The 22,770-nt window shown below is 67.1% G+C and carries 20 protein-coding genes; 9 read left to right on the top strand and 11 right to left on the bottom strand.

The window, feature by feature from the left end:
• Window positions 1-46: 46 nt before the first annotated feature.
• Window positions 47-457: a putative copper homeostasis (lipo)protein LpqS gene (gene lpqS, locus NI2_RS34425; RefSeq protein WP_067489287.1), complete on the bottom strand. Its 411-nt coding sequence runs from the start codon at window positions 455-457 to the stop codon at window positions 47-49.
• A gap of 549 nt (window positions 458-1,006) precedes the next feature.
• Here lpqS and NI2_RS11180 point away from each other — a divergent pair.
• Both NI2_RS11180 and NI2_RS11185 read left to right on the top strand, forming a co-directional pair.
• A complete protein-coding gene (locus tag NI2_RS11180; protein WP_067489290.1) occupies window positions 1,007-1,990 on the top strand; it encodes an Acg family FMN-binding oxidoreductase in 984 nt (327 codons plus the stop codon).
• 115 nt (window positions 1,991-2,105) lie between these two features.
• Complete coding sequence (locus NI2_RS11185) at window positions 2,106-3,857, top strand: GAF domain-containing sensor histidine kinase (RefSeq protein WP_067489292.1); 1,752 nt, start codon at window positions 2,106-2,108, stop codon at window positions 3,855-3,857.
• A gap of 442 nt (window positions 3,858-4,299) precedes the next feature.
• On the opposite strand, the gene NI2_RS35720 is transcribed toward NI2_RS11185, so the two are convergent.
• Window positions 4,300-4,575, bottom strand: a complete 276-nt coding sequence (locus tag NI2_RS35720; RefSeq protein WP_503826287.1) for a mycothiol-dependent nitroreductase Rv2466c family protein — start codon at window positions 4,573-4,575, stop codon at window positions 4,300-4,302.
• Here NI2_RS35720 and NI2_RS11190 point away from each other — a divergent pair.
• Complete coding sequence (locus NI2_RS11190; RefSeq protein ID WP_503826288.1) at window positions 4,462-4,800, top strand: DUF1540 domain-containing protein; 339 nt, start codon at window positions 4,462-4,464, stop codon at window positions 4,798-4,800. The two genes, NI2_RS35720 and NI2_RS11190, sit on opposite strands and share 114 nt — an antisense overlap.
• Window positions 4,801-5,266: 466 nt before the next feature.
• Entirely contained in the window at window positions 5,267-5,596 is a 330-nt protein-coding gene (locus tag NI2_RS11195; RefSeq protein ID WP_067489298.1) for a spore germination protein GerW family protein, read from the top strand.
• Window positions 5,597-6,964: 1,368 nt separating this feature from the next.
• Here the strand turns inward: NI2_RS11195 and NI2_RS11205 are convergent.
• Both NI2_RS11205 and NI2_RS11210 read right to left on the bottom strand, forming a co-directional pair.
• Window positions 6,965-7,414, bottom strand: coding sequence for a CBS domain-containing protein (locus NI2_RS11205; RefSeq protein ID WP_067489304.1), 450 nt, complete (start codon window positions 7,412-7,414; stop codon window positions 6,965-6,967).
• Between the two features lie 41 nt (window positions 7,415-7,455).
• A complete protein-coding gene (locus NI2_RS11210) occupies window positions 7,456-9,495 on the bottom strand; it encodes an erythromycin esterase family protein (RefSeq protein WP_067489307.1) in 2,040 nt (679 codons plus the stop codon).
• A 449-nt stretch (window positions 9,496-9,944) separates the two neighbouring features.
• Between NI2_RS11210 and NI2_RS11215 the strand changes: the two genes are divergently transcribed.
• The 4 genes from NI2_RS11215 (at window position 9,945) to NI2_RS11230 (ending at window position 13,664) form a co-directional block, all read left to right on the top strand.
• Window positions 9,945-10,532: an Rv1733c family protein gene (locus NI2_RS11215; protein WP_443093639.1), complete on the top strand. Its 588-nt coding sequence runs from the start codon at window positions 9,945-9,947 to the stop codon at window positions 10,530-10,532.
• A 390-nt stretch (window positions 10,533-10,922) separates the two neighbouring features.
• On the top strand, window positions 10,923-12,158 hold the full coding sequence (gene thrS / locus NI2_RS11220) for a threonine--tRNA ligase (RefSeq protein ID WP_067489311.1): 1,236 nt from the start codon (window positions 10,923-10,925) through the stop codon (window positions 12,156-12,158).
• A gap of 57 nt (window positions 12,159-12,215) precedes the next feature.
• A complete protein-coding gene (locus NI2_RS11225) occupies window positions 12,216-12,812 on the top strand; it encodes an integrase core domain-containing protein (protein WP_084476359.1) in 597 nt (198 codons plus the stop codon).
• A gap of 159 nt (window positions 12,813-12,971) precedes the next feature.
• Complete coding sequence (locus NI2_RS11230) at window positions 12,972-13,664, top strand: 2'-5' RNA ligase family protein (protein ID WP_067489315.1); 693 nt, start codon at window positions 12,972-12,974, stop codon at window positions 13,662-13,664.
• Here NI2_RS11230 and NI2_RS34435 read toward each other — a convergent pair.
• The 7 genes from NI2_RS34435 to NI2_RS11260 are packed head-to-tail and all read right to left on the bottom strand — an operon-like array spanning window position 13,661 to window position 21,728.
• A complete protein-coding gene (locus tag NI2_RS34435) occupies window positions 13,661-13,807 on the bottom strand; it encodes a hypothetical protein (RefSeq protein WP_166655799.1) in 147 nt (48 codons plus the stop codon). The genes NI2_RS11230 and NI2_RS34435 overlap by 4 nt on opposite strands.
• Complete coding sequence (locus NI2_RS11235) at window positions 13,800-15,881, bottom strand: MMPL family transporter (protein ID WP_067489318.1); 2,082 nt, start codon at window positions 15,879-15,881, stop codon at window positions 13,800-13,802. The genes NI2_RS34435 and NI2_RS11235 overlap by 8 nt, the downstream gene beginning before the upstream one ends.
• Window positions 15,878-17,074: a peptide synthetase gene (locus NI2_RS11240; RefSeq protein WP_067489321.1), complete on the bottom strand. Its 1,197-nt coding sequence runs from the start codon at window positions 17,072-17,074 to the stop codon at window positions 15,878-15,880. The genes NI2_RS11235 and NI2_RS11240 overlap by 4 nt, the downstream gene beginning before the upstream one ends.
• Window positions 17,075-17,090: 16 nt before the next feature.
• Window positions 17,091-18,134: an NAD-dependent epimerase/dehydratase family protein gene (locus NI2_RS11245; RefSeq protein ID WP_067489324.1), complete on the bottom strand. Its 1,044-nt coding sequence runs from the start codon at window positions 18,132-18,134 to the stop codon at window positions 17,091-17,093.
• Window positions 18,131-19,777: a fatty acid CoA ligase family protein gene (locus NI2_RS11250; RefSeq protein ID WP_067489327.1), complete on the bottom strand. Its 1,647-nt coding sequence runs from the start codon at window positions 19,775-19,777 to the stop codon at window positions 18,131-18,133. Before NI2_RS11250 ends, NI2_RS11245 begins: the two co-directional genes overlap by 4 nt.
• On the bottom strand, window positions 19,774-20,670 hold the full coding sequence (locus tag NI2_RS11255) for a hypothetical protein (RefSeq protein ID WP_067489330.1): 897 nt from the start codon (window positions 20,668-20,670) through the stop codon (window positions 19,774-19,776). The genes NI2_RS11250 and NI2_RS11255 overlap by 4 nt, the downstream gene beginning before the upstream one ends.
• Before the next feature lie 8 nt (window positions 20,671-20,678).
• Window positions 20,679-21,728 carry a 3-oxoacyl-ACP synthase III family protein gene (locus NI2_RS11260; protein ID WP_067489333.1) on the bottom strand — a complete coding sequence of 350 codons (1,050 nt, stop codon included), beginning with the start codon at window positions 21,726-21,728 and terminating at the stop codon, window positions 20,679-20,681.
• 613 nt (window positions 21,729-22,341) lie between these two features.
• On the opposite strand from NI2_RS11260, the gene NI2_RS11265 reads away from it, so the two are divergent.
• Window positions 22,342-22,770 carry a DUF779 domain-containing protein gene (locus NI2_RS11265; RefSeq protein WP_067489336.1) on the top strand — a complete coding sequence of 143 codons (429 nt, stop codon included), beginning with the start codon at window positions 22,342-22,344 and terminating at the stop codon, window positions 22,768-22,770.

The raw sequence follows: 22,770 nt of genomic DNA on the forward strand, positions 1-22,770 counted from the left end.
ACAGCGGTCCCCGGCCGACATGTCGAGTCGGCCTGGCGCTGACCGGTCAGCGTCGGGCGATGCAGTGCAGAGACAGAATGATGCGACCGTAGGGCGGCCGTGGCCGTCGAGGTGGCCCGCGAATACCGACTCCGCTCAACGGCGGCGTCGGCGTTGCGGCGAACACAGCGGTGAGCGCCGCGAGCAATAGCAGTGAGATGGTCAGTGAAACAATGCCCAGCGGGATGGCTTTGACCATGCAATGGACGGCATCCACGTCACAATGTGCGGCGGTGGTGATACCGCTCAGAACGTCGTGAGTGTCGAGAATCGAGTGCAGTGCGACCGCAGTGTGAGGGCCGTCGGTGTGTGTGTGGTCGCGGACCAGTGAGCAGTCGACGGAAGGGACGACGAGCAGCGCCGCAAGCAGCAGCGCGGTCGGCCAACCGGCCCGTCGCAGTCGAACGATGAGTCTCACTACGGTTCGATGGTAACGAACCGATAACGCCGTGAGCGATTGTCGCCCGGGGACACGTCGGGCAGTGTTCGAAGAGTCCGTGCGAGAGGGACGAGCAGGCACGGATGACCGGTGCATCGGCGGTTCGAGCACGGCGTGCACCTCCTGGCCTCCCAACTGTCGATCGCTAGAAGTGCCTTCCCTACGTGGCCGACTGGCCGGCACCCGCTGGCCAAATTTACTGTCCCGCCACGCAATAGTCTCACCTGTGTGATCAGGCGCACCACTTCGCAGCGAAGTTCCAGCAGCCCGATCAGTGAGTTGCCTCTGTTCGCCTCGTGGTGACCCGAGCAACCGTGCAAGGGGCACTTCGTCGAACGCCGCTGCCGGGACCGCAAAGCCGCTCCGGGCGACAGCAAGTTTCGGCTTCGGTCCCATCGTCGAGGGCCTCGTGTCGATAGAACTCCCCTCGCACTGGTTGGACATATTGACGTTTCAGTTTATTAATTCGGAGACCGGGAACCAGCCAGGTGATCCTCGATGCGCCGCCGGCGTGGGAAGGGGCCGACGATGTCGGTGGTCCCGGAAGCCGCTACTTGCCGCGATGCCCTGGAAATCGCGACCCGCGCGCCCTCGGTGCACAACACCCAGCCGTGGCGATGGAGACTGTCGGAAGAGTCACTGGAGTTCTTCGCCGACTTCGCCAGGCAGGTCACCGCGACCGATCCCTGCGGGCGAGCGTTGATGGTGAGCTGTGGTACGGCGCTGCATCACCTGCAGGTGGCGTTTGCGACCATGGGCTGGCAGACCGAGATTCTCCGCTTTCCCGACCCGTGCCAGCCCGGGCACCTCGCGTCGATGACCTTCCACAGGCAACCCGCCGACGATCATGTCATCGAGTTGGCCGCAGCCGCGCTGACGCGGCGCTCGGACCGACGCCGCTACCCGGAAACCGTCTCGGCCGGAGACCTACGCGCGATATCGGCGCTGGCCACCCGGCACGGCGCCGCCGCGCGACACGTACCCCCGACGCTGCTGCCCCGATTGGCCGAGCCGATGCGCCGAGCGGCACGCAGGCACGCCCAGGACCCGGACTACCTGCAAGAACTAGAGGAGTGGAGCGGCTGCATCAACGCTCCGGAGGGCGTGCCCGCCCGCAACATCCCACCATCGCGCCACCAGCACGAGATGCCCGTGCGTTCCTTCGCCGCAGCCGAACTGTCCGAATACACCGACCAAGCCGACAAAGCCCACTGGGCGGTGGTCTGCACCGCACACGACGGCTTCCTTCCCCAACTGAGAGCGGGTGAGGCGACGAGCGCGATGCTGCTCGAAGCGACCCGGCGCGGATTGGCGACCAGCCTGCAATCGGAACCGCTCGGGATCACCGAGCTTCGCGACCATATCCGCACCACCGTGCTGCACGACTGTGCCTACCCGCACGTGATGATGCGCCTGGGCCGCATGCCACGCGCCGCCACCCCACTGGAGTGGACACCTCGGCGCGCACTGTCGGAGGTCTTCGACACCGAATTCCAGGCGCCGGACAGTTGAACCAGCAGCTCTCATCCAGCATGAGCAGACGCCGGAACCTCGTTACCCCATCGCACGACAACGCAAGCTGGCACGGCCTCGTATCGACCGCCGACCAGCCACTCAGGAGCAGCTCATGAACCAGCAGAGCCACAGGCCATGGACCGATTCAGCAACGCCGGTCACCGAGACGCTGTCGCAATTGCGCCTGCGGGAGCTGCTCGACCAGGTCCAGGAGCGCATCGCCCAGATCATCGATGTCCACGATCGCCTCGACCGGCTGATCGAGGCGATGCTCGCCGTCACCGCGGGTTTGGACCTGGATGCCACGCTCCGTTCGATCGTGCACACCGCCATCGAACTGGTCGACGCCCAGTACGGCGCGCTCGGGGTTCGCGATCCGAACGGCGACGGCTTGTCGGCCTTCATCTACGAAGGCATCGATGACTCGACCAGGGTCATGATCGGCGACCTTCCACGCGGTGCCGGGGTTCTCGGGCTACTCCTCGAACAACCGAAACCGATCCGGTTGACCGACCTGTCCCAGCATCCGTCCTCGGTCGGTTTCCCCGCGCACCACCCACCGATGCGCAGCTTCCTCGGCGTCCCGGTCCAGGCCCGCGAAGAAGTGTTCGGCAACCTCTACCTCACCGAAAAAGCGGGCGGCGTGGAGTTCACCGAAGACGACGAAGTCGTTGTCCAAGCCCTCGCGGCCGCCGCCGGCATCGCTATCGAGAACGCACGCCTGTTCGAACAGTCCCAAGTCCGCCAGCAATGGTTGGAAACCACCGCCGACATCGCCTCGGCCGTCTTGGGAGGCACCAGCCATGCAGAACTTCTCACCTTGGTCACGGAGCAAACCCGCGAACTCACCGACGCGCTCTGCGTCTTCACCGCCCTGCCGGAAGACCCCGACGTCCCGCCCGAGGAAGTCAGCGAACTGCGCATCGTCGCAGCCTCCGGAACCGGCGCGGACAAACTCGCGGGACGCAGGATCTCGGCGAAGAAGTCCGCCATCGGCCGCGCCCTTCGCACCGGCGAACAACTCGACATCGACGCGCCGACCTCTCCGCCCGGACGCCACGACAGCCCGTCCGTCGACGCATTCGGGCCCGGCAGGATCATCCCTTTGCGCGCGAGCGGAGCAGCCATAGGCGTACTGATCGTTCTACACCGACAAGACCGGAATCCACCGGATGAACTGGTCGGACAGATGCTGGTCAACTTCGCCGACCAAGCCGCAGTCGCTCTCCAACTGGCCGCGACACAGCGACGCATGCGCGAACTGGACGTGTTGTCCGATCGCGATCGGATCGCTCGTGATCTCCACGACCAGGTCATTCAACAACTCTTCGCCGTCGGGCTCTCCTTGCAGGGCACGCTGCAACGCGTGCGTGGTCCCGAAGTGCGCTCCCGGCTCTCGGCGACCATCGACGACATCCAGGCCATCGTTCAAACCATCCGCCAGTCCATCTTCGACCTGCAAGCCAATACGGTCGCCGACTCAGCGCACTACCGTAAACACCTCCACGCGATGATCCTCGACATGACCGACGACACCGATCTGCACACCACCGTCCGGCTCGCCGGTCCCATCAGTGTTCTCGCTCCACCCCTGACCGACGATGTGGAGGCTGTCCTTCGTGAGGCTGTCAGCAATGTGGTGCGCCATGCCAATGCCCGCACCCTGGCGATCGAGTTGCGTGTCGGCGACGAGGTGGGCATCGAAGTCACCGACGACGGCGACGGCATCCCAGCCGAACAGACCAGGCGAAGCGGCCTGGCGAACCTCGCCGCCCGAGCTCAACGCCACGGCGGCACCTTCACCGCCAGTTCAGCACCCGGTGGTGGTACCACACTGTGTTGGTCGGTGCCCTTGCCCGACTGAGCTGTGCCGCTGCCACACGCTTGGCTCTCCCCGCCCGGCCGCTACCGAAGAATGCTCGCCGAGCGTAGATACGGGCCGAGGTTTTCACCGACCGACCAGGGGCTGCGCCGGTTCCCGGCCGGTAGCGACCCGGCAGCACGGCGCCGCTGTGTGGCAGAGCCCCGTGCGGAGCGTTTCGTGAGCTGGCCCCATTCTTCGGCGCCGCAGGCAATCGGCGTGGCGAGCTCGATACTCACCGGGGTGCGGGACCGGATCACTTCGAGCATGTTCCGCGCCGGCGCAGTGCGGTGGTCGGTCAACTCCTGCGCAGGCGCCACCAGGGTCGGCCTGCTTGCCGGGTCGGGTGTCCGGGGCGCCAGGTATCGGGGCGGACGGCCTCGATGTGGGCGCGCATCCGGACCAGGTGATTTGCCGAAGGGTGCGACGTAGGGTGGTACGCCCCTCAGCGGTTCTTCTCGGTGGCGGCATCGATTGTCGGCGGGCCTTGACAGGGCCGGTGCAGGGCGGTGAATCCGGGGGTGGTCGCGGCGGTGACGACCGCATCGAGCAGATCTCGTCCGCGGTCCGGGCTGGGTTGTTCGGTCAGGACGGGGCCGTTGAAACCGTGGCCATCGACGACGATGATCGGACTGCCCCTGCGGCCGCCGAGCGCAGCCTGGCTGGCCTTGTGTTCAAGTGCACAGTCAGCGACTGCTCGTACAACCACGATGGCTGTCACGCCTACGCGATCAACGTCGCCGACCACAACGGCAGCGCCGACTGTGGAACGTTCATCCCGTTGTCGATCAAGGGCGGGCTGGACACAGTGACCAGCATGGTCGGGGCCTGCCAGCGCGCCGACTGCCTTCACAACCGTCACCTCGAATGCGCCGCCAGCGATACCCACGTCGGCCCCGGCGAAGGAGAGCACACCGCGCGTTGCCTGACCTACAGCGCGCGCTGACCCGACCTGACGAGCCCTCGGCGACAGCCGGGGGAACGTGGGCTGTGCTGCTCTACTGGTGGCCGTAGTTGCGGGGTTACGCTTCGCGGTCGTGCGGTGTACGTAGCGGGTGTGAGGTCGTGGCGCACCCGGTCCCGCAGGTCCGCAGGCACGTTTCGCCACTGCCTGCCTGCCGAACCCGGATGTGTCCACGGTTGGCCGAAGGCCATCACCCGACCTGTCCGGCGTTCGTCTTGTCGTGCCCGTTGACCATCGCGCGCCCCGGCGCGCGTCGGGGATCCGCCGACGCCTGACACGAGACGACGAAGGGCACCCGCGGCAGGGTCGGCGGTCCCTGTCCTTCGCCGCTGACGGGTGGTCGAATCGGAAGGCGCTGTTCGACACCGACGTGCGAACGTCGGGCCAGTGGGACGTACGGCGTGTACGCCGAATTCGAGATGCAGAGACCGGATGTGAGGAGTCCCCGATGAAATTCGATGACGTGGTCGTAACCGTGAAAGAAGCGATGTCGGTCGAGCGTGTGTATGCCGCGCCGGTGGAACGTGACGGAACGACGGTGATCGGCGTAGCCGCGATCTCCGGGGGTGCCGGTGGCGGCGGCGGGTCGGGCCCGGACGGCGAGAAGGGCTCCGGTGCCGGCTTCGGGGTCGGGGCGAAGCCGGTCGGTGCCTTCGTCATCCGAGATGGCCGGGTGCGGTGGCAGCCGACGGTCGATGCGAATCGGTTGATCGCCGTAGTCGGGATGGTGGCGCTGGCCGCGCTCGCCGTCGGTGCGCGCTACGCGAACAGACGATAGCCAGGGGTTCTGGCTCAGCACCGGCGATGTCGACGCTGTGGAGCCTCGCGCCGGCGACGGGCACCAGGTCGATCCCGGCTTGTCGTCCGCGCAGGCGGCACAGCGGCTGATCGAAGACGGCCCCCAACGGGTTACCGGGCCAGGCACGCGCGACGGCGACGGCGGCCGAAGAAGGGCAATTCGGCTGCGCGGCCGTGGATCATGTTCCCTGACAACCGGCGTCTGGGAGGCGAGGATCGGTGGTGTGCACGCGCCCGTGCACGGGTCGCGGTGCGGTCGCGCTTCAACGGTGCCGGATGCGTCGTCACCGCATCGCGTCAGATCCGAGGAGGCCATGATGGAAGCTCCCCATCCCTATCCGGTGCGCTTGCGGGGGACCTGGACGAGCCATTCTCGCGATTCTCTGCACGGGCCGGTATCCGAGGTCGCTCTTCGACTTCAACGTCGGTGTGGTCCGATGGTCGTGGCGGGTTCAGTTCTATTCGTGCGCGGCGTTGGGCACCGATCGGTATCCACCGTTCACGCTGCGTTGCACCGACTGTCCCGCTGACTTCGAGGTGGGTGCTGGTGGTCATCGCGGCCGTGATGTGCTGTTCACCGCGAAGTATCCACGCAGGCCTTTCGATTCCGTACTCGGTATCAACCGGTGGCTGTACCGGATCGTCGCGCACGCGGGATTGATGCGGGACGAATATCCGCCGTTCCGGCTCGACCAGGGGCCGCGCGAGCCCGTCGGTCCGGATCCGGGGCCGGCGATATGAACCACCCGACGGCGAGCACGAACGGACGTCAGCGGGTGGGAGCGTGCGGAGCTTTCGAGCTCACAGCTCGTCATCCGCGCGGTCGAAACAGCGATCGGCGGATCCGGCGTCCCCCGCCGAGGGAGGGTCGAAAGCTGCAGTTCACGTGGACCTCCGCGCACCGTTCGTCCCGGCCGGTTGGATCGACGGGGACATAGGGGAATCGTGATATCCCACGTCGGAGTACGGGCGCGGTGTCGGGAGCATCATGCGGATGCGCCGGAACCGCCGCACGTGCTCTCCGTCGGTGGACTCGCCGCGCCCGGCGGAGGGTGTAGAGACAGGCGGCGGCGTCGCGCTCTGATCAGCGACGAAAGCGAGTCCGACGCCCGGCGGTGTACCGAATTCAGACGGTCCATCGTGCTTCGGTCCGGTACACCGCACCCACCGCTCTGCGCACCTCTGGGCTGAGCGGGCTTCCCTGCACTGGCGATGAATCGTAGACCCCCAAGTCGGCACCTGCGTGCAAGGTGTCGCCGCTACGCATGAGCATGGCGGTGCGGCTCACATCGCATGCCCTTCCGTGCTGGGGTGGCGGAATTCGTCGTCGATCGCGTCGGCGTGGCAGCTACAGGTCGGTCGTCGTCATCGGCAGATGTTGGGCACACACCGATCCCACGAACTCACCGACTGTCGATTCGGGCAGGCCGCGCGCGATATCGGCCTCGCTGATGATCCCGACGAGCTTGCCGTCCTCGACCACCGGCAGCCGCCGGATCTGATGCCGCTTCATAAGGGCAAGGACCTCGGTCATGCCGGCGTCCGAGCCTACGGTGAGTAGATCGGCGGTCCCCTGGGCCATTTCGCCGGCCGTGGTGGTGCGCGGATCATGGCCGGGCGCGAGACATTTGACGACGATGTCGCGATCGGTCACGATGCCGACCGGACGGCCTTCCCCGTCGCAGATCGGCAGGGCGCCCACATCGAGTTGGTGCATGCGCTGGGCGGCGACATCCATGGTGTCGCGCACACTGAGACTGGCGACGTCTGGATGCATGATCATCTGTGCGGTGGTCATCGAATTCCCATTCCTCTCATCGGCGAATATCAGTTGTCGGCTCACAACCCCGTGGGGTAGGTCTCCGGAGTTCTCGCGGCGCTCCACCGGCTGGTGGGCTCGAGTGGCTGGAGCGCGCTCGTCCGATCGATGTGGATGATCGCATCGAACTGCGCGGCCGCGCGGGTGTGGAAATAGTGGCTCTGTCGTTCCGTGCCGGGGCGGTACACCACACCGATCGCTCGCTGCAGGCGTGGCTGATCGAGCTCGCGGGCGGCGGCGTCATCGGTGTCCGTTCGGACCATGAACGCACCGGCGCCGGTGTCGTGCAACAGTGTTTCCAGGCTCGACGGCAGCGCGGGGCGAACCCTCTCGTGCATCGCCGCGCCACCCCAGTTCTGCGCCGCGGTGACCGAGCCGTCGTAGGTGCTCCAGCCGATCGTCCGGCAATGCGCCCCGTGCCGTTGCCGCGTCAGCTGTCCGATCGTCACCTGGCCCTCCGTGCCGAACTCGGTGGCGCGAGCATCTCCGACATGCGAATTATGTGCCCAGACAACAATTTTGGGAACACGACCGTTGTCCGACCGGCCTCGGCTGTCACGCAGATGCGCGCGTAGCGCGTCGAGCGTGTCCGCCATGTGTTCGTCACGGAGGTTCCACGAGGCGGTGTGATCACCGAACATCGTGCGGTAGTACAGCTCGGCATCCCGGACGGACCAGGCGTTGCGTAGGGCGTCGAAGAGTGCCTCGGCCGAATCCGTTCCTGCGCCGAACTCCGCGAGCGATCTGCGCTGCAATTCCACCAGTTGGGCGACGACCTGGTCCTCGCACGTCCTCCCCGCACCGAAGGCCGCACCGTATCCGTACGCCTGGCCGTTGTCGGAGCCGGCATGGTCGAAACAGCTGTATCGGGCTTTGGCGCGTTGTGCGGCAGCGTGGTCGGTCCGTTCGAGATATCGCACGACCTCGTCCATCGATCGATGCAGGCTGTACAGATCGAGGCCATAGAAGCCGGTGGTGGGTTCGTCGTTGCGCACCTGTTCGTCGTTGTGCTCGCGCAACCAGCCGACGAAGTCGCGCACCACCGTGTTCCGCCACATCCAGGCAGGGAACCGCTGGAACCCACGCAGCGATTCCTCGGCCGAGGTGTCACTGCCGCGCCCGTTCACGTAGCGATGGACACGGGCGGCATCCGGCCAATCTCCTTCGATCGCGACGGCGTCGAAGCCCCTGTGCTCGATCAGCCATTTCGTCATCTCGGCTCTGGCGGCATAGAACTCGTGCGTCCCGTGCGTGCTTTCGCCGATCAGGACGATGCTCGCCGTGCCGATGAGATCGTCCAGATGATCTTCGGGCGGTATCCCCCCGGGTGCGGGAATCGCGGCTGCCCGGATCGTCGCCGCCGGGTCGGCCACCGAGGTGGCGGTGCCGGCGGTCGGGGTGGCCAGCAGGGTCTGTACCTGCTCGTCGGTGACCTGGTCGAAGTCCCAATAGGACTCGCCGACGGCACGGAACGGCGACGGGATCGTCGCGCACACCACGTCATCGACCATCGCGCCGAGTTCCCGGCAGGTCGACTCCGGCGCGGCGGGGACCGCGACGACGATGCGGTCGGGTTCCTGGGCCCGGATGGCGTCTATCGCGGCGAACATACTCGAGCCGGTGGCCAGCCCGTCGTCGACGACGATGACCGTTCTTCCGGTGAGGTCGAGCGGACCACGGTCGCCGCGGTACGCGGATTCCCGTCGCACGAGCTCGGCCGCCTCCGCTGCGGTCACGGCACGGATCTGTTCGGACGTCAGGCGCAGCGCGCGGACGACGTCGTCGGCGAGAACGACGCGTCCACCCGCCGAGAGCGCTCCGAACGCGAACTCCGGACTGCCGGGGACTCCCAGCTTGCGTACCACGAGTGCGTCCAACGGGGCATTCAGCGCGGCCGCCACCTCCCAGGCCACGGGGATTCCCCCGCGCGGGAGCCCGAGCACGATCACATCGCCGCGACCACGGTAGGACGCGAGTAGTTCCGCCATGGCCTTTCCGGCCTCGCTGCGATCACGGAAAATGCGGCGGGCGGAATTCGTCCACGATCGGGTGGGGTTCATCGCTGTCTCGATTCGATCCGTGAAGCCTGCCGCGCTCGTCGCGAGATCACGACTTCTTGGTGGAGAGGTAGGTGGTGACGATGACCATGGCTGCGAAGATCGCGGCGATGAGCACCGCGGTGACTGTCCAACTCATGACGACTCCTTCTCGGTGGGATTTCCTGGTTCTAATTTTTGGCGCGGGGAAAGTCCGCGGATACGGCACTTCGTCCCTTCGTGGAAGGGCGTTGGACCGTCTCGGTCCCTTCAGGAAGTGCCTGAAGACCAACGGTCCGGTCTCGGCGGACCAACGGCCCTACTTCGATCCGGTGGAGTCTTCCGACGATGGACAGGTGAGATGTCGAACCAGGAGGAGCGGACATCATGAACGCGAAAACAGGTGACCTGTTGCTCACCACGCGCGGTCACGGGCGAAGCAGGTGATGGCGGTGCCGGGGTGGGGTCCGTCTATGGTGTCTTGGTGGAGCCGGCGACCGTGGAGCCGAAATCCGCTGATGCGGCCGTCGGATCGATGGGAGTCCGCGCTGTGGGGCTTGGTCGTGGCGGTGGTGCTGGTGGCGATACCCTTGGCCGGTGCGGTCGGAACAGCGTCCTATTCTGCTGCGGGAGAACGGCTTCGGGACGAGAGAGCACGCTTGACATCGGTCACCGCGACGGTGCGGGAGACCCCGGCGCGCTCGGTGACGATCGGACCACGTGGCTACGCCGTCGAGCGGTACACCGCACGTGTCGAGTGGTCCGAGGCAGGCCGCGATGGCACCGCCGTTGTCGACACGGCTGCGTCCACTTCGGCCGGTGACAGCCTGGTGGTCTGGCTTTCCGGTGACGGGCAGCCGGTGTCGGCGCCGGCCGGATCCGGCACTGCGGTGTGGTCCGGGATCAGTGCCGGCGTGGTGACGCTGAGCGCGACAGTGGGCGGTGCGCTGGTGATCGCGTGGGGCGCGCGGCAGTTGCTGGATCAGCGCCGCCGCGCCGCGTGGGCGAGGGAGTGGGAGCGGTTCGACCACGCGACGGGCAAGGAGGCTCCCGAGCACTAGCGTGTAGAGGTCTGAGTGTGTTGTGAGGTAGTCGGCGTTCCCGCATCCCGCGAGATAAGGGATCTTCTCGACCTCGAGGTCGCCTGTACGACGATGACGCGGTGCCGATCTCTGAATGTCCATGGCGCCTAGTGCCTAGTTGTTGCGGGTCATGACGTTGTGTTCGGGCGTCGGCGGACTTGGCTTGATGACGCACCGAACGCGCAACTATGCGCCCATCGTGTAAACTGCCGAACTGTGCAGGGACCCAACATTTCCACGACGACGCCGGATACTTCCGGCGCCTTTGTGATGGGCTGATCTCGCCACAGACATCTCGAGCCCCGGAACAGTTTCCGGGGCTTCGTTCTTTCCCCTTCTGTTCCGGTACAAGCCAAGGAGCAGACACCTATGGTCGTCGACCACCGAGATCTCAATTTCGACATGGACATATTCGCTACCGATCCGCTTGCCGGTTCCGGTCTTCCACTGTGGCTCCCCGCCGGGTCCGTTATTCGAGAGGAATTGCAGAAGCTCGCCAAAGAGCTCGCCGCGGGGGATGGCTGCCTCGGCGTGTTCTCGCCGGTACTCGGGAAGCGGGCGCTGTACGAGCGTTCCGGTCATCTGAGCAAGTTCAGCCGAGACATGTTTCCCGCCATGCAGATGGGCGACGACGAGCTGATGCTGCGGCCGGCGAACTGCCCCCATCACGCGTTGATCTACGCATCGACTCAACGCTCCTATCGTGAACTGCCGCTTCGCTTCAACGAACTCGCCGCCATGTTCCGAGCCGAACGTTCCGGTGTTGTCTCCGGGTTGAGTCGCGTCCGGCAGATCAACCTCGACGACACTCACGTCTTCTGCAGACCGGACCAGGTCCTGCACGAAGCCGAACTCGGGCTGCGGGCAGCACTGCGTGCTCAAGAGATCTTGGGGCTTCCCGTCGATTACGTCCGACTGTCAACGAGAGACAACTCCTCGACATGGCTCGGTACCGACGCCCAGTGGGAGCACGCCCAGGAGAACCTGCGCGCCGCAGGGCAGTCCGTCCTCGACGAGCACGGACTGAAATTGGTCGAAGCCCCGGGTGAGGCCGCGTTCTACGGCCCCAAATTCGATCTGCAAGTCAAGGACGGACGCGACCGCGAGGAAACCATTGCCACCGTGCAACTCGACTTCAATCAGCCCCAACGATTCGGTCTCACCTATGTCGGCGCAGATGGCCGCGAACACCGCCCCGTCATGATCCATCGGGGGACGGTTGGATCGATGGAGCGGGTCACAGCAGCATTGCTCGAACGCTATGCAGGACGCCTCCCGTTCTGGCTCTCTCCGATCCACATCACAGTCCTGCCCGTCAGCCCCGACCAGGACGGAGCAGCGCGCACACTCGCCGACAAGGCCCGACAGAGGGGACTCCGCGGCCGAGTCGACCACAACGGGTCATTGGCAGCGCGCGTTCGAAACGCTCGCAAGACGCGAGACCACCTCATCGCAGCCATCGGGCCGACCGAAATCGCGCAGAACAGCGTTCAGATCACCGACATCGCCAGCGGCATCCGCACCCAGGTCGCTCAGGAACGCCTTCTCGAACTCATGGATGACGCGTACCGCAACCGCCGAACAGTCCTCGACTGGGTTCTCTGAAGGGTCGCGTCCTCGCTCGGCGGAGTCGAGCGAGGACGCCGAGAACAGCCCCAAGCTCTGTTGTCTCCAGAAGGCCGACGCCGACTCGTCGAATGCAGCCGCACTCGCCCAATCGCCCCCGAAACGGGCGTCTCCCGCGCCTGCGCCGGTCACCTCCGCCTGAACCGACGCAAGTTCATCGATCCCAGCGGCGCCGACAACCGCAAGTCCATCGCCACAATCGTCGCCCGACACCCCGGACACATGGTGCACGTCGACGTCAAGAAGGTCGGCCGGATCCCCGACGGCGGCGGCTGGCGTACGCACGGACGCGGTAGCGAACACGCCGAGACCATCGGCCGTGGTAAGAAGCGCGCCACCCGCACGAGAAAGGCATCACAACAGCCGGTCTACCGCTCGGTCGTATTCGCCCGTCACCAGTTCATCCGGCCCTACACCCCGCGACACAACGGCAAGGTCGAGCGGAACAACCGGATCCTCGCCGAAGAGTTTCTCTACGCCCGCGACTGGACCAGCGAGACTCAACGATCAGAGGCCCTCGCCGTATGGAACGTCCACTGCAACTACCACCGACCCCACACTGCAGCCGGGAACCGGCCGCCAGCGACCCGACTTCACTTCGGTGTCACCAACGTCATGGCCTCATACAGCTAGTTCTGGGCATCTCGAGCACATCCTCGAGCGCTCCGAACGTTATGAGTGTAATCCGGAATCGAACAGGCAACGGATCGGTCTCGTCCGGTTGGTCCGTGACGCGGGCAGGGTAGTTCTCAACTCAGAGGTAGCCCGGCATCGCAGGCGGAGGTGCGAGACATGGACATGAGCGCGACGACGACGGCGAGTCGCTGGTGGTGGCGGCCGGGGTGGACCCCGGGCCGTTCCTTCTACGACTGGCAGGTGATGCCGACGCAGCCCGTCGCCGACAAGCTCGTGGAGATCTTCGCCCCTACTGTGGCGCGGGTGCCCGGTCTCGAACAAGTCGACGCGCCGCGTCTGCGGGTGGAAGTGCAGGGTGTGGGCTTCGTCGACGGGGTGAAGGGCGTCGATCTGGCCCGTTTGGTCGAGGGTTCGCGCGGCCTGCTCGCCGACCACGCGCCGTTCCCCATCACCTTGGGCCCGCCCGTGGTCGCCGCCGACGGGGTGCGATTACCCATCGCGTTGCCCGAGGAGTTGCTGCGTGTCCGTGAGGACCTCACCCGCGCGTTGACCGACGTCTGGATCCGGGAGCGCGTTCCCGAGTTCGGTGAGCCGTTGCTCCCGTACCTGGCGCTGGCCTACACCAAGACACCGGTTCCGGTCGGCGAGATCGAGAACGCGCTCTCCGCCGACGGGTTCGCCGACTTCACCCTCGACGACACGGTCTCGTCGTTGTCGCTGGTCGAGTTGGTGTGCGAGAACGGTCGGTACGACTGGTCGGAAGTGGTGTCCGCCGAGTTGTCGCGCGACCCGCATCCGCTGCTCGAACGCCTCGGTGCGGGGACCGCGCTGGCCGGTTCGCCGCGCTAGTCCTCGGTCGGCTCGGCCTCGGGTGCGGTCAGACGGACGACACCGGCATCGAGGTCGAGATCGAGGTGGGGTTCGCGGGCCTGGCCGTCGCTGTCACCGCTGCCCTCGTGCTGCAGCTTCTTGCCAGGAAACATTTCACCCATGATGCCCACGTCTCCACGATAGTCGCGGTAACCACCAGTTCGCCGGTCCCATGAGCTGGACCAGGGCGGGAACCAGCAGCATGCGTACCAGGGTGGCATCGAGGATCAGGGCGATGATCATGCCGATGCCCAGCAGGCGCATCGGCGTGAGCGGTGACAGCGCGAACGCGCCGGTGACCAGAACGAGCAACACGGCGGCGGCGGTGATGACCCGGGCCGTCCGCACGGTCCCGACGCGCACCGCCGTCGCCGTGTCCGCGCCCGCGCGGTGCGCCTCGGCCATTCGTGACAGCAGGAACACCTCGTAATCGGTGGACAACCCGAAGACCACCGCGATGATGAGCACCGTCATGCCCGCCGGGAGCGGCCCGTGACTGATGCCGAGCAGGCTCGCACCGTGACCGCCGACGAAGATCCAGGTGAGCACCCCGAAGGTGGCGGCCAAGCTGAGAAACGCCATGGCCACGGCTTTGAGCGGCAGGATCACCGAGCGGAACGCCACGGTGAGCAGCACCATCGTGACCAGCACCATCACGGCGATCATCAGCGGCAGCCGATCCAGCGTCGCGTCCACACTGTCCAGGGTGGCCGCGGTGTCACCGCCCACCGCGACCGTGGTGGCGCCCGGTGCTTGCAACCCGCGGATGGCGCGGACGGCGGCGGTGGCCTCCTCACTGCGGTCGGCGTGGGTGAGGAAGACGTGCAGAACGACGAAGTCGTCGTCGCGTCCCACCTGGACGACATCGTCGACACCCGCGACGTCGCCGATCGCGTCGAGCGCGCCCGACACGGTCGCCGATTGCGGTGGGCCGTCCGGACCGCGCAGCAGCACCGTCGCCCCGCTCGCCGCCGCGGGGAATTGTGCGGTCAGCTCCTCGACCGTGTGACGCATCGGGCTGTCGGCGGGCAAAGCGCGGTGGTCGATCTCGCCGAGCCGGATACCGGCCAGCGGTGTGGCGAGGACGAGCAGGACCGCGCCGACGGCGACCGTTACCGTTCCCGGCCTGCGCAGCACCGCGTCGACCACCCGACCCCAGAAGTGCTCGGTGCGTGTGGTCGGTTTCGCGCGCCCGATGCGGGCGCCGAAAAGCACGAGCAATGCCGGCAGCACCGTGAGCGACAGGCCCGCCGCCAATGCGACGGCCGCCACCGCGCCGATACCGAGTGAGCGGAGCACGGCCTGCGGGAAGACGAAGGTGCCCGCGAACGCGCAGATCAGCAGCGCCGCCGACACGGCGACCGTGCGCCCGGCACTTGCCATGGTCCGGTCGACCGCGGCGCCGATATCCGCGCCCGCACCGTATTCCTCCCGGAACCGGTTCACCAGGAAAAGCCCGTAGTCGATGGCCATGCCGAGCCCCAGCAGGGACGCGATATTGACCGCGAAGGTGGTGACCTCGGTGACCTCGGTCAGCAACCGGATGGCGCCGAGCGCACCACCGACGGCGAGCATGCCGACCACCACCGGCAACGCGCCCGCCGCGATGCCCCCGAACACCAGGACGAGAACCAGCAGTGTCAACGGCAGCGAAACCGACTCGGCCACAACGAGATCACGCTGGGACCGGTCGATGATCTCGGCATTGAGGGCGCTGTAGCCCGACAGCCTGGTTTCGACACCGGGCACTCGCAGCGCCTCGGCGACAGCGGGATACGCGGCGATGCGGGCGGTGTCGTCACCGGCGGTGTACACCACGGCCACGGCGTGCCTGCGGTCCTCGGAGACCAGGAAGTTTTTGCGCGGCACCACCGCCGACCAGTAACTCTCCACGGGCCGGGCAAGCAGCGCCGGGTCGATGCGGTCGACGGCGGTGCGCACCTGCGGGCCGATCTCGTCGATCGTGCGTCCCTCGGGTGCGGTGTAGAGCGCGACCACATCGGGGCTCTGCGGGCCGAGCTGTTCGGTGACGAAGCGGTCCACCAGGGCGGATTCGCTGCCGCCGTCGATGAACCCGCCCGCACTGAGGCGTTCGGTCACCGTCGCACCGTATGCGGCGCACATCCCGATGAACACCACGACCACGGCGAGGACGGTGCGCGGCCGGGCCGTGACGAACCGGGCGAGTGTGGTCACCGCGCCGAATCCACCACGGGTAGTTCGGCTTCCAGCATCGCGACGATCCGGTCGAGCAGGGCTTCGAGCCGTGCTTCGATCCCGGCACCGTTGCGGGCCGACACGGTGAGCTCGGTGTGGCCGTCGAATTCGGTGAGGCCGAACAGCAACGGCATGGCGGCGCTGTGCTGGGGGAGCACGAACAGGCCGGTGGGCCGGAAACCGGGGACCGCGAGCTCGTCGGAGGTGAATCGGCCCATGTGGGAGACGGTGGCCGAGGCCAGGTTGCGGCCCAGCCGCGCGCCGAGCCAGTTCGTCGTCCGCAGCACACCCCGATTGACCGGGTCCGGGACCAGGGTGATGCGAGTGTTGGCCAGCTGATTCAATTCCCGCCGCTGTGCGAGCCCGGCTTTGATTTCCTCTTTGACCTGCGTCCAGTCCTGGCCCGGTGCGATGTCGAGGAACAGTGGCAGCGCGAGATTGGCGGTCGAGCGCAGTGCCGGATCGTGACGGCGCAGGTCGACGGGCATCATGATCCGCGAAGTTCCCGGAGTCTCCGCCGCCAGCAGGGCGCAGACACGAGCCAGCGCACCGGGTCCGGCGGCCTGCACGCGCCGGTGCCGCAGCAGATGCCGGGCGGTGCCGCGCCGCTGCCTGCCGCGCCCCACGGCGCTGCGGTAGCGCGGAATCATCGGGGTCGGCTTGCCCGGGGCACCGACCCGGTCGACCAGTTGCTGATCGGCCACCGGGTCCGGTTGCGGAACAGGATCGGCGCCACGCAGCGCGCGCAGCACATTGGTCGCCCACAGCACCATGCCCATACCGTCCATCACGCCGTGGAACACGCGGAATACCAGGGTCGGTGTGGTCGCGGTGAGCAGCAGGACCTCGACGGTGGTATCCGGTGTCGGCCCGATGTCGCTGGTCAGTACCGGATCGGATTCCAGTGCGGGATAACCGAATTCGTGGTCATCGACCACCCGGACGGCGGGGGCGATGCCGCTGTCCACCCAGATATCGCCCTGCCTGAGCAGGCGCGCGCCCGGTGTCACGTCCGCCGCCGCAGCAACTGCCTGGCGCAAGCGCTGCGGGTCGATCGTGCCCTCACCCGGCACGACGAGCTGCATGAGGAAGGGCGGGGCGAGGGTGCGCATGGGGAAGTACATGCGTTCGGTGGTCGTCACGGGTCGACGGAAGACGTTGTCGTCGTTCATGATCGCCTCTCGGGTGTTACCGCAGGTGCCCGGCGAGCGACTCGATGCCGCCCTGGTCGTCGAGCCAGGCCGAGAAGGTGGACAGGCCGGTGGCACGGTCGACGACCGGGCGGTAGCCCAGGTCCGCACGGGCCGCGCCGGTGTTGTAGGTGGCGGTGCGGGTCATCAGGGCGACGGCGTAGCGCGACAGCGGCGGCGACCAGCGCCGCGCCACGGCCGGAATCCGCCACACCGCCTCGATGGCCGCGACAACGGCGGCGAGGACACGCGGATTCGGCCTGCGCGTCGGCCGCTGGAGGCCGAGCCCCTCGGCGACCTCACCGAGGAACCCCCACACATCGGTCTTCTCGGCATCGGCGATGAAATACGCGTTGCCACCGATGTTCTTGGCACTCAGCGCGAGCAGGCAGGCGTGGACGATATTGTCCACATGGCACAGCGATGCCTCGATCGTCCGGCCGTACGACAAGTCGGGCAGGGCACCGTCGGCGGTGCGGGCGAGCAACCGCACGATCGGGCCCGACCGGTCACCGGCACCCCAGATCGCGCGCGGACGCAAGGCCACGGTGCTGAATTCGGCGGTGCTCGCGGCGAGCACAGCCTGTTCGGCCGTCGCCTTCGTCTCGGAATAATGGTTGAGGTAGCGGCGCGGATAGGGCAGCGACTCGTCGACATCGATCTGGTCGCCGCCGTCACGGTCCATCAGGGCACTCGGACTGGAGATGAACACGAACCGGTGCGCACCGCCGCGGCGGGCGGCGTCGAGCAACAGTTCGGTGGCGCGCACGTTCTCCACCCAGAACTGGGCTCGGGTGCCGCGTTCGTCGACGCGGGCCGCACTGTGGATGACGGCGTCCACACCGTCGGCGGCGCGGCGCAGCGAGTCGGCGTCGGTCAGGTCGCCTTCGACGATCGTGACGGCGTCGCGGGCGGTGCCGAGGTCGTCGAGCACACTGGTGCGCCGCACCAGGATCGACACGTCGTGCGTACCGTCGGCCACCAGGGCCCGCACGATGGCGCCGCCGAGGAATCCGGACGCGCCGGTGACGAGGATCTTCATGAGTTCAGCTTCTTCGTTGCCCAACGGGCGAGTTCTTCGCGGCCGATCTTGGCGTTGTGCCGGATGTCGACCGGGAAACCGGGGTGGATGAGGAAATCGGTGATCGGTGCGGCGGTGTCGAAGGCGGCGGCGCGGTCGCGCAGGCGCAGGTCGACGGCCACCGGATCGGCACCCGGCTCCAGTTCTACACACAGCACCGGCCGGTGCGCACCGGGTCGGCCGACACCGACCAGCGCCGTGCGCGACACACCACGTACCGCGTTGAAGACCTGCTCGACCTGCACGGTGAACATCGGACCCGCGGACGTGCTCAACCGCTGGCTCTTGCGACCGCAGAACCACACGCGGCCCTGCTCGTCGATCCAGCCCAGGTCACCGGTGCGGTGCCAGACCCGATCACCGTCGGCGATCTTGCCCAGTGCATCGGCCTCGGCGGGCCAGTAGTAGCGGGTGCTCACATTGGGTCCGGCGACGACGATCTCGCCGATCCGGCCGGTGGGTTCGGCGTCGGCGAGATTCGCGATCGGGGCGTCCGTGACGGCGACGAGGCGCACCTCGACATTGTCGGTGGGGCGTCCGATGCAGGTGCCCTCACCGTTCGCTGCCCGTTCGACCAGGCCGTCGAGCAATTCCCGCGATTCGATCGTCGTCATCGGCAGCGCCTCGGTGGAACCGTAGCCCGCGAAGATTTCGACATCGGGGCGCAAGACCTCGCGCAGTCCGGCGATGCACCACGCGGGCACCGGCGCGCCTCCGGAGAAGATGCTGACCAGGGAGTCGAGTTCGACGGGGTGCGCCCGCAGGTGGGCGAGCAGCGGGATCAGCACGGCCGGGGACGCGAACATCGTGCGCACCCCGAATTTGGTGATCGCGTCGACAACGTGCGCCGGATCGGTGGAACCGACTTTGCTGGGAATCAGCGGCGGCAGCACACACCGGGAACCGAGCAGCAAGTCGAGCACGCCGACCAGCGGCAGGGTGACCAGCGAGGACTCCGGCGGCATGTGCCCGCGGGCGGCGTGCACCTGCTCGACCATGGCGGCGAGGTTGCCGTGGGTGAGTTCGACCGCCTTGGCCGGGCCGGTGCTTCCGGTGGTGAAACCGATGATGAGCAGGTCGTCCTCGGCGGCGGGCGCACGGTCGGGCAGCAGACCCGCCGGGGCGCGGCCCCACGATTGCAGGGTGGGTCCGCCCCAGAACCAGCGGCGGCCGACGGTCAGGGTGGTGCGCACCCGGCGGAAGCTGCGCGGGAACAGCACTCGCAGCGCGTGTGCCTGCGGGATCCCGATGAACGCCTCGGCCTCGACCGCGCGCAGGCAGTGCACCATGCGCCGCACCCCCATGCCCGGGTCGATCACTACCGGCACCGCGCCGATCTTCAACAGCGCGAACAGGATCGCGTACAGCTCCGGGCTCGGCAGCACCAGCACGATGGTGCGGGTGCCGCTGCCGACACCGGAACTCGTCAGGTGTTCGGCGATGGCGTCGGACCACCGGTCGAGATCGCGGTAGGTGACCCGCCGGTAGTCGGGCACGCCGTCAGCGGTGGTGCCGTCGGGGTAGATCACCGCCGGGCGATCGGGTTCGGTGCGGGCGAATTCGCGGAAGCGGTCGATCGTGGCCCAGTACGTCGCGGTGGTCACGCGAGGTGCTCCTCGGGCAGCCGGTAGAGGGTGGCCGCGGCCGACGGACCGGCACCGGCACCGACGAACAGAATGTGGGTGAACCCACCGAGAGAGGCATCCTCGGTGGCGCGCGCGTAGGCCAAAGGCAGCGCGGCGGTGTGCGGGTCGCCGTCGGTGAGGTCCGGTGTGCGCACGGCATTCTGGTCCAGGCCGAGGGCGTCGGCGAGGCGCTTGGGGAAGTGCGCGCTCGGGGTGGAGGCGATGAGCGCGACCCGAGCGTCCGGCGCCTCGGCCAGCGCCGCGCGACCGGCCTCGGCCGCCACCGCCAGGACCCGGTCCTCGAAATCGGGTTCGCGCTCCACCGTCATGAGGCTGCGGCCGACGGTGCCCATCGTCGCGGTGTCGACGTAGGCCTGTCCGGCCGGCGTGCCGGGTGCGGTGAGGGTGTGCACGGGTCCGAAGCCCTCCGCGCCCTGGACGTACTCGAGCAGCAACGCGGCACCTGCTGTGGCATAGGGGAATTCGGTGTCCGCGCGCGAGCGGGTGAGCGAGGGATGGGTGTCGCCTGCGACGATCAGCACGTGTTCGGTCCCCGTCGCCAGGATCGCGCCCGCGACCTGCACCGCGTTCACCACGCCGGTCGCACCGTTCATCAGGTCGAAGGAGAAGGTGCGCGGGTCGTTCTTGCCGTAGTCCAGGCCGATCCCCGCGGCCTTCTGGATCATCGCGGCGACGGCGGGTTCCACGGTGTTGGAATCGCGGAAGATGCCGGTATTGATGAGCACACCGACCTGGTCGGGCCGGATCCCGGCCTGCTCCAGACAGTGACGGGCCGCCCGCCCGCTGTGCTCGACGATGCTGTGGGTGTCGGTCGACCGACTGGTACCGGTGGCTCGGATACGCACGCCCATGACGAACCTCAGACCTTCAGGGAGGAGATGGTGGTGGACAGGAAGCCCGCGACGACACCGGAGGCGGCCGGGACCATGAGAACCTTCGCGCCTGCCTCGATGCCGTCCTGTTCGAGCTGATCGTGCAGCACGATGAAATGCGAAGTGGTCGAGGTGTTTCCGTACTTCTCGATCACATTGAGGTCCGGCGGGATGGGGGCGCCGAACTCGCGGGCGGCCACCGCGTTGATGAAAGGCACCGCCGCGGCACCGAACTGGTGGTGGATGATGTAGTCGAATTCCTCGTCGGCGAAGGTGCGGCCCTGTGCGGCGAGGAACTCGCCCTGCGCGTCTGGCCACAGCAGGAATCTGGCCTCGTTGTGCATCTTGCGGTTGTCGGTGTAGAGCGCGACACCCGAGGACTTGTCGCTCGGCATGCCGAGGCACAGGTGGGAATGCTCTGCGGCCGTGAGCAATTCGATGTAGTGGATCTTGTCGGCATCGTCGACGGCCTGGTCGAGCACGACCGCGCACCCGGAGTCACCGACCGAGAGCGACGCGAACTGCAGGTCGTACTTCTCGGAGATCTCGTTGACCGCTGTTTCGGCGATCGGGGTGATGGACTCCCCGCTGACCACCATCCCGTTGCGCACCACGCCCGCCCGGATCATCCGGTCGAGCAGGTAGGTGCCGGTGAGCATGCCCGCGCAGGCATTGGACACGTCGAAGGTGATGGCCCGCTCGGCGCCGAGTTCCTTGGCGATGGTCGAGGCGAAGGAGGGCTCCATGTACATGCGGGTGCCCTCGTTGCTGCGGGTGATCGAGCAGGAGATGATCACCTCGAGCTCGCCCGCCCCGTAGCGTGAGCGCTCGAGACAGTCGCGGGCCGCGTTCACGGCGAGGGTGAAGGAGTCCTCGAGGCTGTCGGGCCGGGTGTCGCGGAACCGGCGCTCTTTGATCCCGGTGATCTTCTCGAGGTCGAAAGCGGGCGGCGTGGCGAGCCGGGAAAGTAATTCCTCGGTCGAGACGATATTCGACGGAAGATACGCACCGATGGATTCGAAACGCGAATGCGACACGAAAACTCCTGACAGTCGAAAAGGGTCGCCGGTGACCGTGGTGGGGGCCGATGCGAGCGGACACTACCGGAAAGTAACCGGGTTTCGCGGGGCGGCGTCGGCGGTCGCGGAGGGTTGGCTCGCGGCGCGAGCCGGGCTGGGTCCCATCCAGACATCTGCCGGTGGCAATGGTGAAGTTACACAGCAAATGCACCGAGTCTGCTGATATTCCGCAATCTTTCGACATCGGAGACTCGGCGCAGGTGCTTGTCGGCAAGTTGTCAGCTATCGATCGGGCGGTGTGTAAGCCCACGATTCGGGGCGCCCGGGCTGTCGGGTGTGGCGTGAGGGACCTCACGTCGGTGCGGGTGACGGAATGGCCGCTGTTGTTTCGGAAGTTGTTTCTCGCGCCGAAAACATCGGAGGCGATTTGGTTTCGCGAACATCGCCCGAATATCGCTGCGCGGAATGGTTGCCGAAGAAGGGCAGGCACTGATGAAATCGGCGAAATCGCGGGTGGGCGGCCGGAGGTGAGGGCAGTCGTTCGGCAAGGTTCGGGGCGTACCAACGTTGGACCAACCTTGCGCACCGATAGTGTGCACCGAACACCGTCGAGACATGCAAGGAGCGCACCATGGGTAACCGTGCCGGGTCCGTACACCGCGACCGAGATCTCCACGCCCACTGGGGAAGTCACCGTCATCGCGCGATCGAGGCCACCGGCGAAGCGAGTGACGTGCTCGCTCTGCTCACCGAGATGCACGGCCCGGTTGTCCTCTATCTGGCGCCCGGCACCGACGGCCGCAGTCCGATCTGCGTGCGCCGCGCCGAATTCTGTCCCAGCGCAGACGATGTCATGGCCGGCCGCACCGCCGCGCACACCGAGTTCTGGATGGCGGGCGACTTCTACGCCGGATTCGAGGACCTCGACGTCGGCATCGAGGTACGCAGCGCGGTGCGAACCGGACGACAATCCGGCTCGCTCGAATCCGACTGCGGTTTCCGCTTCACGCTGTGCATCAGCAAGCCCGAAGCCGCGGAACTGGTCGACGAAGCTTCCTGA

The sequence above is a fragment of the Nocardia ignorata NBRC 108230 genome, from assembly GCF_001612905.1.
GTDB classification, from domain to species: domain Bacteria; phylum Actinomycetota; class Actinomycetes; order Mycobacteriales; family Mycobacteriaceae; genus Nocardia; species Nocardia ignorata.